At 58.7% G+C, this 14,355-nt stretch carries 13 protein-coding genes; 4 read left to right on the top strand and 9 right to left on the bottom strand.

The window, feature by feature from the left end:
- Positions 1–8: 8 nt before the first annotated feature.
- From C6366_RS01790 to C6366_RS01775, 4 genes are read right to left on the bottom strand one after another with little or no spacing between them, the layout of a single operon-like run.
- Entirely contained in the window at positions 9–1,178 is a 1,170-nt protein-coding gene (locus tag C6366_RS01790) for a GNAT family N-acetyltransferase (protein WP_107735638.1), read from the bottom strand.
- Positions 1,178–1,537 (bottom strand): AzlD family protein, encoded by a 360-nt coding sequence (locus tag C6366_RS01785; protein WP_233248358.1) that lies wholly within the window; start codon positions 1,535–1,537, stop codon positions 1,178–1,180. The genes C6366_RS01790 and C6366_RS01785 overlap by 1 nt, the downstream gene beginning before the upstream one ends.
- A complete protein-coding gene (locus C6366_RS01780) occupies positions 1,527–2,246 on the bottom strand; it encodes an AzlC family ABC transporter permease (protein ID WP_107735637.1) in 720 nt (239 codons plus the stop codon). The genes C6366_RS01785 and C6366_RS01780 overlap by 11 nt, the downstream gene beginning before the upstream one ends.
- Positions 2,247–2,259: 13 nt before the next feature.
- Positions 2,260–3,915: a hypothetical protein gene (locus C6366_RS01775; RefSeq protein WP_107735636.1), complete on the bottom strand. Its 1,656-nt coding sequence runs from the start codon at positions 3,913–3,915 to the stop codon at positions 2,260–2,262.
- A gap of 92 nt (positions 3,916–4,007) precedes the next feature.
- Here C6366_RS01775 and C6366_RS01770 point away from each other — a divergent pair, with 92 nt between their 5' ends.
- Positions 4,008–4,850, top strand: coding sequence for a TatD family hydrolase (locus C6366_RS01770; protein ID WP_107735635.1), 843 nt, complete (start codon positions 4,008–4,010; stop codon positions 4,848–4,850).
- Between the two features lie 10 nt (positions 4,851–4,860).
- Here the strand turns inward: C6366_RS01770 and C6366_RS01765 are convergent, their stop codons facing one another.
- Together C6366_RS01765 and C6366_RS01760 are read right to left on the bottom strand one after the other, a co-directional pair.
- A complete protein-coding gene (locus C6366_RS01765; RefSeq protein WP_107735634.1) occupies positions 4,861–5,334 on the bottom strand; it encodes a hypothetical protein in 474 nt (157 codons plus the stop codon).
- Positions 5,324–5,584: a DUF4911 domain-containing protein gene (locus tag C6366_RS01760; protein WP_158269598.1), complete on the bottom strand. Its 261-nt coding sequence runs from the start codon at positions 5,582–5,584 to the stop codon at positions 5,324–5,326. Before C6366_RS01760 ends, C6366_RS01765 begins: the two co-directional genes overlap by 11 nt.
- Before the next feature lie 209 nt (positions 5,585–5,793).
- On the opposite strand from C6366_RS01760, the gene C6366_RS01755 reads away from it, so the two are divergent.
- From C6366_RS01755 to C6366_RS01745, 3 genes are read left to right on the top strand one after another with little or no spacing between them, the layout of a single operon-like run.
- Positions 5,794–7,728: a flagellar hook-length control protein FliK gene (locus C6366_RS01755; RefSeq protein ID WP_107735632.1), complete on the top strand. Its 1,935-nt coding sequence runs from the start codon at positions 5,794–5,796 to the stop codon at positions 7,726–7,728.
- Between the two features lie 30 nt (positions 7,729–7,758).
- A complete protein-coding gene (locus C6366_RS01750; protein ID WP_107735631.1) occupies positions 7,759–8,580 on the top strand; it encodes a flagellar hook assembly protein FlgD in 822 nt (273 codons plus the stop codon).
- A gap of 58 nt (positions 8,581–8,638) precedes the next feature.
- Positions 8,639–10,132 carry a flagellar hook protein FlgE gene (locus C6366_RS01745; protein WP_107735630.1) on the top strand — a complete coding sequence of 498 codons (1,494 nt, stop codon included), beginning with the start codon at positions 8,639–8,641 and terminating at the stop codon, positions 10,130–10,132.
- A gap of 341 nt (positions 10,133–10,473) precedes the next feature.
- On the opposite strand, the gene htpG is transcribed toward C6366_RS01745, so the two are convergent.
- From htpG to C6366_RS01730, 3 genes are all read right to left on the bottom strand, one after another.
- Positions 10,474–12,396, bottom strand: coding sequence for a molecular chaperone HtpG (gene htpG, locus C6366_RS01740; RefSeq protein WP_107735629.1), 1,923 nt, complete (start codon positions 12,394–12,396; stop codon positions 10,474–10,476).
- Positions 12,397–12,581: 185 nt separating this feature from the next.
- Positions 12,582–12,869 carry a hypothetical protein gene (locus tag C6366_RS01735; protein ID WP_107735628.1) on the bottom strand — a complete coding sequence of 96 codons (288 nt, stop codon included), beginning with the start codon at positions 12,867–12,869 and terminating at the stop codon, positions 12,582–12,584.
- A 111-nt stretch (positions 12,870–12,980) separates the two neighbouring features.
- Positions 12,981–14,330, bottom strand: a complete 1,350-nt coding sequence (locus tag C6366_RS01730) for a M48 family metalloprotease (protein WP_107735627.1) — start codon at positions 14,328–14,330, stop codon at positions 12,981–12,983.
- Between the last annotated feature and the right edge of the window lie 25 nt (positions 14,331–14,355).

Below are 14,355 nucleotides of genomic sequence, written 5' to 3'. Positions count from 1 at the left end.
CTCCCCCATCACCCTCGCCGCTTGTAGGGTAGGATGCTGTTCAGGGCAGCGATGTCCCGCATTTCCATCTGGTTGTACTCAGAAATCGTGGACTCCATCACCCCGTGCAGCCGGGGATCGAAAAACTTGTGCAGGCTGTAGTTGGGCGCGGAGACGAATCCGCGCAGCGCCTTGTGCACTCCACCCATGCCCGGATCAAAGAGCCTGATTCCTTTCTGGATCATCCATTCCATGGGCTTGTAGTAGCACAGCTCGAAATGCAGAAACTCTTCGTCCCGCCACGTGCCCCAATACCTCCCGTAGAGCCGGTCTCCGGCTGTAATGAGCAGCGACATGGCCATGGGGGTCGGTTCATCCGGTTCAAAGGCCGCGATGAGCAGCAGGTTGTCCCGAAAAACCGTCCGGAGTCCCTGAAAAAAGGTCGGGGTCAAAAACTTGCAGCTCCACTGCCCGAACCGCTCGTTGTGCCGAGCGTACAACTCGTACATCAGAGCGAAATACGACCCCGGAATCTCCCGACCGAACAGGCATTGAGTGGTGATCCCACGTCGGACCAGACGGTCGCGCTCCCGACGTACGTTGCGCCGCTGGTTGGCCTTCAGCCCGGCCAAATACTCGTCAAAGGAGGTGAACCCAGGATTCAGCCAGACGAAACCCTGATGCACCCAGACCTTGTAGCCCATACTTTCGGGAATCCGTCCCCAGTTGGTGGTAACGAAATGAAATCCGCACCCGGACACTCCGCGTCGCCGACAATAGTTCTCGATTTCCAGAATCATGGCCGCGCTCAGCTTGGCCTGATTCACATTCTCGGCCATCAGAAATCTGTAGGCCGTGACCGGACTGAACGGACTCATGCCCACCAGCTTGGGGTAGTAGCGTACCCGCATGCTCGCCGCCAGATGGGCCCAGGCATGATCAAAGACGAACTCCCCGTCGCTGTGGGCTTTGAGGTACAGCGGCGCGGCCCCGATCATTCGACCCTGGTCGTGGATGGTCAGGTGACACGGCTGCCAGCCGTTCCCGGAACCGACGCTGTCGGACGCTTCCAGCAGATGCAGCCACTCCCAGCGCAAAAAAGGAACATCCCGACCGGAACACAGCCTGTTCCAGGCATCGGGATCAATGTCGGCAATACGGTCATGCCAGGTCGCGGTAAGGGTGGGGATAGTGGTCATTATATCACTCCGCGCAACACGACCACGGCCAGGACGCCGGCGAACAGGGCGGCTATCAGGTTGCGGGTCAGGATGGCCACCAGGGCAGTGACCCCGGCGGCAGCCCGTTCCGCGGGGCCACCTTGAACCAGGTTGGGGACGACGATGGCCACCAGGATCGAGGCTGGGACATGCCGGAGAAAGGCCTCCACTCGCGGCGTGGGCGAGACCCGGCTGATCAGGAACAGTCCGGCCGCCCGGGTGAGGTAGGTCGCCGCGGCCATGCCCAGCAGAACCCAGAACACGCCTCCGAACATCCCCTCCATCGCCATCGGCCCGGAAAGGCCCGCCAAAGCCGCGAGGGTGAGATCAGCGTCCATGTCGCCATGCTCCGTACAGGCCCCCGGCCAGACCGCCGCAAAGGATGTACCATTTACCCGGCAGCAAGGCCCAGCCCAGCCAAGCCGCGGCGGCGGCCACCAGCCAGACCGGCAGATCCTGGCGTCCTTTCCAGAAAAAAATCAGCAAGCTGATGAACACGGCGGTGAAGGCGAAATCCAGGCCCCAACGGGCCGGGTCGCTCATGGCCGTTCCGAGGAAGAATCCGCTGGATGCGCCCAGAATCGTGGCCGAGAACCAGAACACGTAGATGCACAGTCCCGCGCCGAGCAGAAACGCCGCGTCCCGCCCTCCGGAACCCATTTCCCGCATGGACAGGGCCCAGGATTCGTCGGTCATGAAGAACAACGAACCATAAGCCTTCCACGGGGGAAGAGCGATCAGCCAGTCCCTGAGGGCCGCGCCCATGAGCACGTGGCGCAGATTGACGATGAACGTGGTCAGCACGATCCCAAAAAACGGCAGGACCGGGCCCCAGAATTCCAGGACCATCAGCTGGGACGCACCGGCAAAAGTGGTCAGGCTCATGGCCCCGGCCTGCGCCGTGCTCATCCCGGCCTGCACGGCCAGGATGCCGAAGACCAGGCCGTAGGCGAACACGCTAAAGCCCAGGGGCAGGCAGTTCTGGAAACCGCGCCGGACACCGGATAGCGTGAATGTAATCGGCTGTGACGAGGAAATGGGTGGCATAAACACCAGTCGCTCACATGTCCTTGGCCAGAACCTTGCGGCAGGCCAAAGCAAAATCCTCGGGATAGTGTCCGACGATGCACCGGGACTGGGCCTCGCTGAATCCGCCGGGGGCATAGGGCAATTTGGGCAGAAAGGCGTACAGCAGCCGCTGGTCCGGGTCGCCGGAGTCCAGTCGGCGGGAATACTCGATGCTGGTGACCATCCGCGCGCCCAAGCCTTCCAGGGCTCGCTGGGCCTTGAGCATGGCCCGGTCCAGCGCCGTGCGACAGACCGCGTCCGCCTCCAGCACGTTGCCCACCGGGCCAATCGGCATCAATTGCAGCTCAAATCCGCAAGCCTGGGCCTTGGGCACGAAGAGCAGCACCTGATCGTCTTCATGGACCACCAGATCCGCTTCTCCCGGGCGACCGTCGGTGCGTCGATTGGCCCGGATGGCCCGCAGGTAGTCCGTGAACAGCCCCTGGCCGGTGTCGGCCCGATAGCGCTCCACGGCGTCGGCCACGAGATCGCCGCAGGCAAAGGGCCGAAACGTGCCTCCCTCAGTCGCTTGGGTGTGCGGCAGCGCTCCAGGAATCAGGGCGTATTGCTGATGCACCTGCTGGTGAGACGCATGGAGTCGGTAGCCGCTGGGCGCGAAGTCGAACCCGAAGTTCCAGCCCCAGAGGGTGGCGCTGTAGGCAAGCTCCTCGCCGCGGGTCGCGGCTTTGCGGATATACTCCAGGACCATAATCCGCAGCTTTTCCAACTCTTCCCCGGTCAAACGCCGTCGCCGGGGCGTTGTCAGCCCGCACTGTTCCGCCAGCCGGACGTAGGTCCGCTGATAATACAAATGACGCAGACCGAACATGTCTTCGGCGTCCAGTTCGCGAATGCCGTACCGCACGGCGTCGTGGGCCATGTTCGCGGCGAAATGGCCCCAGGGAATGTAGCTGTTCCGGCGCAGATACTCGAACACGTGCGTCCGGCCGTCCGGATCGGAGCGGACATCCCCCACCACCTCGCTGCCGCCCTGGACTCCGGGCCGCAAGACCATGGCGACTTTATAGGCGTCCGGCAGCCGGGGATTGTTCACCACGGCCTCGAACAGATCGTGACGATGGATCACCGGACGAAATCGGCCATCCGCGTCCTTGGCGTAGCGTAAACCAGTGGCTATGGCCCTCGAAGGATCATCCGCATCGTCAAACAGCAGATCGCAGGACAGGGCCGCGATGATTCGCAGATCCTCGGGGTCCGTGGACGCGACGGCCAGGGCCGACAGCACGGATTCGGGCAGGGCCGCGAAGAGCGCGGCTTTGTCCACTGACGAGGCCTTGCTCCCCGCGGCGTCGAGGATGGAGTCCAGCGCACGATGCATGGACGTCTTTTCCGGCGCGGGAAGCGAGATGGAAAGCGGGTCCAGTGCTTTGGCGTCGGCCCAAGAGGAATCGACGTAGGTCGCCCCCTGGAATGGGAAGGCGTTGGGGATTTCGTAGATTACGGAGGCCCAGTCCACCTGGATGTCTTCGTCCGGAAAATTGCGCCGGTTATCAACCTTCTCGCCGGTTTTGGTCTGTCCCAAGGCTTCGAGATGGTCTTCGGTCCGCAAATTGGCCACGGTGTAGGAAGGCCGATGGATGCCGAGCCGGAATGTGCCTTCAGGCGTGATGCAGGTGCGTAGGGTCATCGCGTTGCTGATTGATGGTGACTGACGGTCGGTGACGCGTGACAAACCGGCACGGCCTGCCGTAGTTTCCACGCCCGAAGGAGGAGCACCACATGTCGTCAAAAAAAAACATCCCCTTGCCGGAGACGTTCGGCCTACCCCCCGTGGGCGTGGAAACCCATGCTCACTTGGACTTTCCGGAGTTCTCCGAGGACCTGGACCAAGTCCTGGACCGGGCCCGTGCGGCCGGAGTTACCTGGTTCGGGAACATCTTTCTGTCGCCTGAGGCATACCGGACCCATCAGCCACGATTGTCCGCCATTGTCGGAATGTTCTTCACTCTGGGCATCCACCCGCACGAGGCGACCACGGTCACGCCGGACGTCCTGGCGGACATGGCCGAGCTGTTCGCCCAAAATCAGGATAAGGGCAAGGACAAAGGACTCCGCGCTCTGGGCGAAATCGGACTGGACTTCTACTGGGACCGCAGCCCCAGGGACGTCCAGATCCAGGCATTCCAGGACCAGTTGGCCCTAGCCAGGGAACTGGACCTGCCCGTGATCGTCCACAGCCGCGAGGCCGAGCCGGAAACCTTGGCCATCCTGTTGGAGATGGGTTTCAAAGACCGTCCCCTGCTCTGGCATTGTTTCGGCCAGGGCCGGGAACTGGCGGACCAAGTCCTGGCTCACGGCTGGCACATCTCCATCCCCGGCCCGGTCACCTTTCCCAAGAGCACGGCTCTGCGTCAGGCAATCCCTCACATTCCACTGTCCCGGATGGTCCTGGAAACGGACTGCCCGTTCCTGACCCCGCATCCCTTTCGAGGCAAGCGCAACGAACCGGCTTATCTCTGCTATACGGCCCAGGTCGTCGCGGAACTTCGCGGCCAGCCGATCCAGGAGGTCTGGACGGCCTGCGGGGACACGGCACGGACGTTTTTCAACCTGGAAGAATGAAAATCGGGGATCAGTCCGCCCTCGTTCCGACGGGCAGGGGCTGATCCGCCCGGCCCAAAAACGTGACTCGCCGGATATACTCAGCCTTGATCTTCAATTTCCCCCAATCCGTCAATCCATAGAACGCTAGGTCCGGCTCAATGATGAACTCTCGGGTGGTTTGATCCCGAAACAAAACCCTGGCCAGGACTCGGTCGTCCTGGAGATACATCCGGACTTCCATGATTTCAGCGAAATCCAGACTGATATCCGCCTTTCCCGCCGCGACCGGAAGCATGGTCAGGCCGTTCATGGAAAAGTCGCGCAAGGCGAAGGATACGTCGTCGGCGTCCACCAATTCCACCAGAAAAGACCGTTCCGGCTTGGGAATCTTGGTGATCACATCCGCGTCGCCAAGCCCGCCCATCCCCAGACTCAACCAGGCCGCGACCAGGAGCACGGCCATCCATGGCGTCGCCATATGGCGACGTTGTTCATTGCGCATCCCGTTCCTCCGTATGCTCTCTTGATTCCTTCAGCCCTTCCTCGCCCTGAAACGTAACCATCTCGCGAAACGCCACGCTATGTCGCGCCGTTTCCAAAAAGTCCTGAACTTCCCGCTCCCGGCCAGGGGCGAAAACCATTTTGACCACGGCCGTGTGCGAGCTCACCGTACTCAGATAGGCCAGATTGTCCTCGGCCTCCAGCAAAAATTTCAGCAGGGAGATACCGTCCGGGGCGAGTTGCAGGTACATACGGCTCGAATACCGAGGAAGAGCCTGAGAGCTTGCCTGAAATATTTTTTGAGGAGGCTTCAGAGAAGTCGTCCGTGGCGAAGACATGACCTTGTCTCCTATCGCAACAGGCCGTCGCGGACAAGGGCGACTTGGAACGCCCCCAATACCGCCTGAAGCGAGGATATTGGAACGACTCTTGAAAGATACGCGGGCAAGGAGAAAAGACCATGCAGATTTTTCCCTCTTTCTCAGCCCAGACCAGTTCCTCGACCGACTCTGGATTCACGCGGGACGAGCCGCTGTTCAACCTCGGAAACGGAAATTTCAATGACGTTTTCGGAGCCTTTCTACGCGACAAGCGAGACGATGTTTTCTTCCATCCTCCTTTGCCGAATTCAACACCTCCGGAATATTTTCGAAACGACGATTGGCGAGACGATCCTGAGCCGCCCAAGTCCGTACACCAGGATCCCGCGCTTTCTTCCCGCCAAATGGACCAACCCATGAACAGGGAAGATTTTGCCGCGTTGCGCCGCAAGCTTGAAAAAATGGGCGTGGACGAGGAGAGCTTGGATCGACTCGAGGATCTCTTCGATTCCAATGAAGCCGTTACTTGGCGACAAGTCCTGGAAGTTTTGCGTGAACCGCTCAAGCTCACCCCGGAGCAGGAAAAGAATCTGGTAAGTCTACTGGAAAAAATCGGCTTCACTCCGGACGACGCCCTGAGTCTGGCTCAGGATATTCAAGACAACAAACTGGACGCGGTCTTCAAACGCGTCGCGGAACTGCTTTCCAGTCTGACAGGCGAAGAGAGATTTTCCTTCACGCCGTCGGAAATCCAGGCCTTGTTGCAAGCCCTGGGCCTTCTAGGTGGCAACAAAGCCTCCGGAACCGCTGATTTCTCCCTGGGAAAATTCTTTGGGTTGAGCGAAGATAGCTTCAAGAATGTGGACCCGAAATCCGTGGACGCCATGCGAGCTATTGCCGAGGCCATGAAAAAAGTCGGGATGGAAATGACGCCGGAACTGCGCTCCATGGTGCAAAAGGCTCTCCGGGAAAACGCCGACGTGCTGCAACGTGTCTCGGATGCCGCAGCCAAGGGCGAACTGAAGTTGAACCCGGAAACCCTGGCCGCATTCCAAAACGCTCTGAAACAGAACGGTGGCGGATCGTCTCCGAATCTTGATCAAATCATCCAGCAAGCCACGGATAAAGAGCTGACTCCGGAAGAACTGAAAAAGATCCTCAGCATGATCAAGGAGGCCGCAGCCGGAACGGATCAGGACAAAACTCGACTGCTGACGGAAATCCAGAGGCTTATGGCCGTTTCTGAAAATCGGGATCTTCGGATGCAGGCCGCGGACAACGGCCCCAACGCCCACCGGATGTCCATGACCGAAGCCGCCAACGTACTCAAAACCATGGGTTCTGAAAGAGACGGCAAAAATCCCGGCATGATGGATCGCAACGCCAATCAAGGAGGACAGTGGCAAAACCCCAATGCCCAGAATGCCACGAACCAGTCCGCCCAGAGCTGGGAATCCTTCTGGAACAAGGTCAGCGTCCAGGGCAGCGGGGAGGCATCCGGAAGCCTGCTCAAGGACGCCGGGCCCGACTCCCGATCCATCATGTGCCAGACCACCGCGGCCACCAATACCGAGGCCGCGGCCCGCAGAGTCCTGGCCAACGCCCCAGCTCCGCACCGGGCCGTTTTGAATCAAGTCCATTCCGGGCTGCTCCAGAACATGGGTCAGGGCCGCCAACAACTGACCTTGCAGCTTCACCCGGCGGACCTGGGTAGTTTGACCGTGAACCTGAGAGTGGTGGGCAAGGAAGTCCAGGCCGTGCTCCGCGCGGAAAACCAGGAAGCCCGTCAGATCATCGCTGAAAACATGCCTTTGCTCCGCCAGTCCCTGGAGTCCCAGGGCCTGCGGGTCACGCGCCTGGAAGTTTCGACCCAGTTGCAGGACCAGAACCAGTTCACCCAGCTTTGGCAGGGTTCTGATGGCCAAAAATTCCAGGAACAAGGTGCCAACACCCAACGGGCCGCTCTGGGCCGAGGCCTGTTGAAAAACAACGGAGCCGGAGGCCAGGACGCCTCGGAACAGGCATCAGTTTTGCAAAACCCATCCCGAGAAGGCGGCATCAACCTGATCGCCTAGCAAAATTTTCCTCTTTCCGGGAGAAAGATCATGTCGACAAGCCCATACGTCACCCCTCACGCCAGCAATCTGGTCGGCCGAGCAGAACGAGACTTCGCTCCACCGGACCCGAGGACAGGCGATAAAAGCGGACTGGACAGAGATGCCTTTTTGCGCCTGTTGACCACGCAGCTTGCCAATCAAGACCCTCTCAATCCTCTGGATGACAAGGAATTTGTCGCTCAGTTGGCCCAGTTTTCCAGCCTTGAGCAATTGAGCAACATTTCCCAGTCCATTGAAGGCTTCAAGGAATCCTTTGCCCGCCAGGAAACACTCAACGCGGTCAATTTCATCGGCAAGCAAATCCGAGCGGAAGGGAGAAGCATCAGCAAGGACGGGGACTCCGTCAGCTCCTTCACCTACACGCTACCGGACGTGGCTGAAAAGCTGCACATGAACATCTTCGACTCCTTCGGCAACATCGTCCGTACCATCTCCTTACCCGGACGAATGCCCGGAGAGCACGAATTTGTCTGGGATGGCCGGGACCACTCCGGCAATCCGCTGCCCGACGGAGTGTACAGCATTTTAATGGCCGCGGAAGGCAAGCATGGAGAGCCGTTGATGGTTTCCACCAAAACAAGTGGAGTGGTCACCGCGGTCGTCAACGATGGTGATCAAACCTTTCTCCGCCTTCAGGACGGACGAAAAGTCAACATCAAGGATGTCAAGGAAGTCGTCGGCGGAGGGGTGGCCCAAGGGAACGCGCTGGCGTCGGAACTCCAAAATATTACGGGAAATCTTGCGAACCTCAACGGATTATTCGGCGGCTCAGCCTCCACCGAAGACCTCTTGAACAGTCTAATCCAGTAATTCACTTCATCCCCTCGCCTCTTTCGGAGCGCGAAAGGGCTATACAAGGAGCACATTCATGAGTCTCACCGCATCAATGTGGACGGGAGTCAGCGGCCTCAAGGGGCATGGCCAGAAAATGGGGGTGATCGGCAACAATATCGCCAACGTGAGTACCATCGGGTTCAAAGGGTCTCGCATGCATTTTGAGGACTTCATGAGCCAGTATGTCGGCGTGGCCAACGGAGTGGGACAGGTTGGACGAGGTGTCGCGGTCGGTGCCATCCTGGGCGACTTCAGCCAAGGCTCCCTCGAAACCACCAATGAATCCACGGACGTGGCCATAACCGGAAATGGTTTTTTCACCGTCAGCCCTCCTGGTGACGACATAAATTACTACACCCGAGCCGGAAACTTTCGTTTTGACAAGGACGGCTTTCTCGTCGATCCTCATGGTTACAGGGTTCAAGGCTGGCAAATTGCCCGACAAGCGGTCGACCCATTGGTCGATGCCGTGGATGGTGAAGGTATTGGTGCTCGACGCGTCAATATTCAGGGTGTGCCCAGAGACATTCAATTAGATAATTTTCAATCCCCACCATCTCCTACATCCACTATTAATGCCGTGGTCAACCTTGACTCCGCCGCCAGGTCCAGGGTCGACGATCTCGAAGCGGCATGGAACGCTGACCCAGGGAACTTGGCGAACCAGCAGTATGAATACCAAACAACAATGAAAATTTATGATGCAAATGGCGGTGCTCATAATGTAACCGTATATTTTGATAAAAGGCCGGATGATGATCCGGATGTCATCGCAAACGAGCCAAATACGATATGGCAATTTATTGTAACAATTCCACCTGAAGATGATCAAGAAAATGGCACTGGATTGTTAATGACAGGAGATCTTCTGTTTAATCCTGCTGGAGAGATTATCAATATGCGAGCAGACCCAACTCTCGAGACAGAAGATGGAAATGGCGATCCATATTTTATTTCACGAAATGGCTATCCAACATTTGCTGTAAATTTTCTTGGAGAACCTCAAAATATTGAATTCACACTTGGAACAAGATTCGTTGGAGATGTCGCGGCTTACGCTCCAGGAGCTTTTGCGGGAGATATTGCTGATTGGGAAAGAAGTGCTCTCTCCACGACAGCTTACAACAACGCATCAACAACATTATATCAAACACAAGACGGCTACACTGCTGGATTTTTGCAGAACATTTCCATCAACCGGGAAGGCGTCCTGACAGGACGTTACTCCAATGGACAAGTCCTTGATCTGTATGCACTGACCATTAACAACTTCAATAACGTATGGGGGTTGAACCGCGAAGGCGGCAATCTCTTCGCGGAAACGGGTTCCTCGGGGCCTCCATTAACGGGAATTGCCGGTACCGGAAACTTGGGGACTGTGTCCTCCAATACCCTGGAACTCTCCAACGTTGACCTGGCCACGGAATTCGTGAAGATGATCAGCACCCAGAAAGGCTTCCAGGCCAACAGCAAGACCATCACCACCGTCGACACGATGCTGGATGAAGTGATCCGAATGAAGAGATAACGGGTTGAAATGACCGCAGCCTGGACAGGCCGGAAGCGAGATGCTTCCGGCCTGTTTGTTTTGGTGAGGCGAGGCAAAGAAGAAATCGAGAAGACCAAAAAAAGCCCCTGGAGGTGATCCTCCAGGGGTTCCATCGTTATCTGATTTGTCACGTAGGGGCGCACCTGTGTGTGCGCCCATTACTGTTTGGGTGCCCATTATGGACTGGGACACAATGAAACCGGCAGGGTGTCGTCCACCCGTAAGGGCGGACACAGAGGTCCGCCCTTACGTCACGACGATCTCCATGCAAAGGTCACTATCCTCATAGATTTCATGCGATCCAGAAATACAGATGATAATCAGGAACCCGGCTCAACCTGTCCAGAAGCCTCCCCTGCTCCACCTACCGCCCGCTCCAGAATCCGATACGTCCGGTCCACCATGTTTCTGGGCTCGATAAGCAGGCCGGCCTGGACCATGGCGTTGTCCAGGATTTGTTCGGCCACGGTGCGGGCAAAGGGTTCGTCGGTCTGGCGCAGGGCGGCCAGGCCCTTGATCAGAGGATGGCGGGCGTTGATTTCCAGGTCTTTGGCCGAGATGGGCAGGTCGCCTTGACGGCCGGCGGCGCGCATGATCCGTTCCATGGAACTGGTCATGTGCGCGTCCGGATTAACGATCATGGCCGGGCTGCCTTCCAGGCGCTTGGACTCCTTGACCTCCTTGACCCGGTCGCCGAGCACGCCCTTCATCCAGGCGGCCAGATCCGTGGCCTGGGCCTTGTCCATCTCCTTCTCGGCTTCCGGCTGGTCTTTTTGATCCTTCTGGTCCTCGTCCAGCTCCGGAAGCTCGATGTCCCCCCGGTCCGCTGAGACCAGCTTCTTGCCCTCGAACTCCGCAAGATGACCCATCACGAAGTCGTCGATGGGGTCCATGGTGTAGATCACTTCCAGATCGCGCTTGCGGAAGGCCTCGATGTACGGGCCGGCTTCGATGGCTTCACGGTTGGAGCCGTGGATGTAGAAGATTTCCTTCTGGGCGATCTTCATCCGGCCCAGGTAGTCGACCAGGGACGTCTGCTTGCCGGGCTCCGTGGTGGAGGACTCGAAGCGCAATAGCTTGCCCAGGGCTTCCCGATGGCCGAAGTCGCTGACCACGCCTTCCTTCAGGAAGTAGCCGAAATCACGCCAAAATGTCTCGTAGGTCTCGGGCTGGTTCTTGACCGTCTCTTCCAGGTGCTTCAGGAAGCGCTTGGTGACCACGGAATTGATCTTGCGAACCAGGGAGCTGTCTTGCAGAGCCTGGCGGGAAATGTTCAGGGGCAGGTCTTCGGAGTCGATCACGCCCTTGAGAAAGCGCAGCCATTCCGGAAGGATGGTCTTGGAATGCTGCTCGATGAGCACGCGCTGGCAGTACAGGTTCACCCCGGGCTCGGTGCGTCCCAGGCCGTACTTCTCGAAGTTGTCCTTGGGCACGAACAGCAGGGCCTTGATGGCCAGGGGGGCGTCGGTGTCGAAATGCAGCCGGAGTAGCGGATCGTCAAAGGCGTTGCCGATGAACTTGTAAAATTCCGTGTACTCTTCGTCCGTTATTTCGCTTTTGCTCTTGGTCCACAGGGCCTGGACCGTGTTCACGGCCTCGCCGTCCATCAGGATGGGAAAAGGCACGAAGCTGGAGTACTGCTTGATGATCCGCTTGATCCGCTCCGGGTCCGCGAATTCGGATGCGTCCTCCTTGAGTTCCAGGACAATGGATGTGCCCCGCGGCAACCCGGATGTAGCGGTAATGGTGTAGGCCCCGCCGCCGTCGGACTCCCAGACATGGCCCGTATCGTCCTGACGAAAGGAGCGTGAGGTCACCCGGACTTTGCCCGCGACCATGAAGGCCGCGTAGAATCCGACGCCGAACTGGCCGATCAGGTTGACGTCCTTGGTCCCCTCGGCCAGTTGAGAAAGGAAGGTCTTGGTTCCGGAGTGGGCGATGGTCCCCAGGTTGGCTTCCAACTCGCCGCGATCCATGCCGATGCCGGTATCCGTGATAGACAGGGTCTTGGCATCCTTGTCCACCGCGATCCGGATTTCCAGGGGCAAATCCGGGTCCGCCCCCGGGTCGGTCAAGCTTTGATGCCGATACCGCTCCAAAGCGTCCGCGGAGTTGGAAATCAGTTCCCGAAGGAAGATTTCCCGCTCCGTGTACAGCGAGTTGATCACGATATCGAGGATCTTCTTGACCTCGGCCTGAAACTCCCTGGTTTCACCAGGGCCTTGCGATACGTCCACGTTCATATCCGTTCTCCTTCACCTTGCTTGGGATTTTTGGGGTCTGCCACACTGCAAAAAGAGGCCTACAGATAATACTTCAGGCGGCGGCGTCAACCCGTGGGCAAGGAGCCTGAAAAAAAACGGCGGACAGATTGAAGGACGCGGAGCCGATTGGTCCGCGAAAAAAAAGAAAGCCGGAGCGAAAAAGCTCACCCCACGGGACTGAGCAGTTCCCGGACCCGGTCCATGTTCAGATTGGCATGCAGGCTCCCCAACTGAGCGCCCTGCCCGGCATGTCTGATCTGTTCGAGACTTTGCCGGGCATCGCCGGAGGAGACCTCTTCGCTCGTTCCCGTAAAGGCGTGGCGCAGATGAATACTCGTCTTATCCCCGGCTGTTCGAGGCTCGACACCGCGCTTGAGATCTTGAATTTTATCCTGAAGGGCCTTCAAGTAGTCATGGCCGGCAAATGCACTATCACTCCCGTCGATCTTCATGTTCTTGCTCCTTCCTTGTCGCCAATAAAGGTGGTCAAAAAATTCAGCCTGCCTTGAAAATGCAAAAAAGAGGCCGTGATTCACCTTTCCGGCGACGATCGGAGCAAATGCTCAAGGCGCGATAACGCCCCACTCCACCAAGCGGGCGTGGGCGTACTCGGCTTGTTCTCCCTGGCGGACGGTGCCGAGGAAACGCTGGTACTCCTGGGCGGCTTGATTGCGACGCCCCATGGCTTCCAGGGAGATTCCCTTGAGAAAGACCGTGTTCGGGTTGCCGGGAAGCAGTTTTTCATAGCGATCAAACTGATCGTAGGCGGCTTCGAACTGGTCCAGTTTGAGCTTGGCCACGCCGCTGACATGGTGGGCCTGGGCTTCGGCGGGATAGATGTTCCGGGCCTTGTCCGAAAAGAACTCCGCCCGCTGGGGCCGGTCCATGGCCAGTTGACACTTGGCCATCAGCATCAATCCGGCGTAATCCTCCGGAGCCTGACGCAAGGCGTCGTCCAGCGCGGTTTCGGCCTGGGGGAATTGCTCCCGGCGCATCTGCTTTTCCCCTTCCTGCATTTTCTCGATGGCCCCCTTGATCCGGCGCAGCCCGGCGGTGTGGTCCATGTAGCGTTCCCGATACAGAGGCCGGGTTCGGGCGTGACCATATGTGCTTCCGGCCTCCCGGACCGCGGTCTGGTAGCGTTCCTCGCTCATGGGATGGGTGGAGAACATCATCTCAATGGCCGAGGGATTGTTCTTCTGCATCTTGCGCAACACGTCCATCAGGCCGACCATGCCTTCCGGACTGTATCCGGATTTCGTCATGTATTCCATGCCCAAACTGTCCGCCTGACGCTCGTCGTTGCGGCTGTAATGAGCCAACAGCGCCCCGGCGGCCACCCCACCCAAACCGGCGGCAACGGCTCCCCAGGTTTCGCCTTGGGACGCCAGGGCCGCCGAAGCGCCCAGGAGGACCACACTGGTCAGGATGCCCGTCGACATCCGCGCCGCCGTATGTCGGGCGTTGACATGGCCCATCTCGTGGCCCAGCAACCCGGCCAACTCCGCCTCATCCTGCATCTCCAGCATGATCCCCCGGGTGGTGGCCATGCTGCCCCCGGGGAAGGTGTAGGCATTGACGTAGGTCGCGTTCACGCACCGATACGAGTACGGCATGCGCGGACGATGGGTGAAGCCCTCCATGCTCTCCCCCACGGTGGTGATGTACTGGCTCAGCCGCACGTCCTGAATCGCTCCGTAGTCCGCGGAAAACTGATGCGGCGAATGCTCCTTGTCCAAGGCAATCTCATTGGCCTCGGACAGAAACATCAACTGCTGCTGTCCCGTGACCGGATTCGCGGCGCACCCCGCCGCGGCCCCCGCAGTCCCCACCGTGGCCAGCCACATAAAATCCCGCCTAGTCATGGAGCGGGCCGCGATCCGCCGTGCAAAATCGGAATTTTGTTGATGCATCCTCATCCTCTCTGTTTCGTGCCCG

It is taken from the genome of Desulfonatronum sp. SC1 (genome assembly GCF_003046795.1).
In the GTDB taxonomy this organism is placed as follows: domain Bacteria; phylum Desulfobacterota; class Desulfovibrionia; order Desulfovibrionales; family Desulfonatronaceae; genus Desulfonatronum.
The sequence above is the reverse complement of the archived record's forward strand: the minus strand, read 5'-3'. Positions and strand labels throughout refer to the sequence as shown.

What these genes read in the sequence shown, in the direction of transcription:
- C6366_RS01730 (WP_107735627.1), bottom strand. Translation starts at nt 14,330, where the DNA reads ATGCATCAACAAAATTCCGATTTTGCACGGCGGATCGCGGCCCGCTCC.
- C6366_RS01745 (WP_107735630.1), top strand. Translation starts at nt 8,639, where the DNA reads ATGAGTCTCACCGCATCAATGTGGACGGGAGTCAGCGGCCTCAAGGGG.
- C6366_RS01770 (WP_107735635.1), top strand. Translation starts at nt 4,008, where the DNA reads ATGTCGTCAAAAAAAAACATCCCCTTGCCGGAGACGTTCGGCCTACCC.
- C6366_RS01760 (WP_158269598.1), bottom strand. Translation starts at nt 5,584, where the DNA reads ATGTACCTGCAACTCGCCCCGGACGGTATCTCCCTGCTGAAATTTTTG.
- C6366_RS01755 (WP_107735632.1), top strand. Translation starts at nt 5,794, where the DNA reads ATGCAGATTTTTCCCTCTTTCTCAGCCCAGACCAGTTCCTCGACCGAC.
- htpG (WP_107735629.1), bottom strand. Translation starts at nt 12,396, where the DNA reads ATGAACGTGGACGTATCGCAAGGCCCTGGTGAAACCAGGGAGTTTCAG.
- C6366_RS01765 (WP_107735634.1), bottom strand. Translation starts at nt 5,334, where the DNA reads ATGCGCAATGAACAACGTCGCCATATGGCGACGCCATGGATGGCCGTG.
- C6366_RS01780 (WP_107735637.1), bottom strand. Translation starts at nt 2,246, where the DNA reads ATGCCACCCATTTCCTCGTCACAGCCGATTACATTCACGCTATCCGGT.
- C6366_RS01735 (WP_107735628.1), bottom strand. Translation starts at nt 12,869, where the DNA reads ATGAAGATCGACGGGAGTGATAGTGCATTTGCCGGCCATGACTACTTG.
- C6366_RS01750 (WP_107735631.1), top strand. Translation starts at nt 7,759, where the DNA reads ATGTCGACAAGCCCATACGTCACCCCTCACGCCAGCAATCTGGTCGGC.
- C6366_RS01775 (WP_107735636.1), bottom strand. Translation starts at nt 3,915, where the DNA reads ATGACCCTACGCACCTGCATCACGCCTGAAGGCACATTCCGGCTCGGC.
- C6366_RS01790 (WP_107735638.1), bottom strand. Translation starts at nt 1,178, where the DNA reads ATGACCACTATCCCCACCCTTACCGCGACCTGGCATGACCGTATTGCC.
- C6366_RS01785 (WP_233248358.1), bottom strand. Translation starts at nt 1,537, where the DNA reads ATGGACGCTGATCTCACCCTCGCGGCTTTGGCGGGCCTTTCCGGGCCG.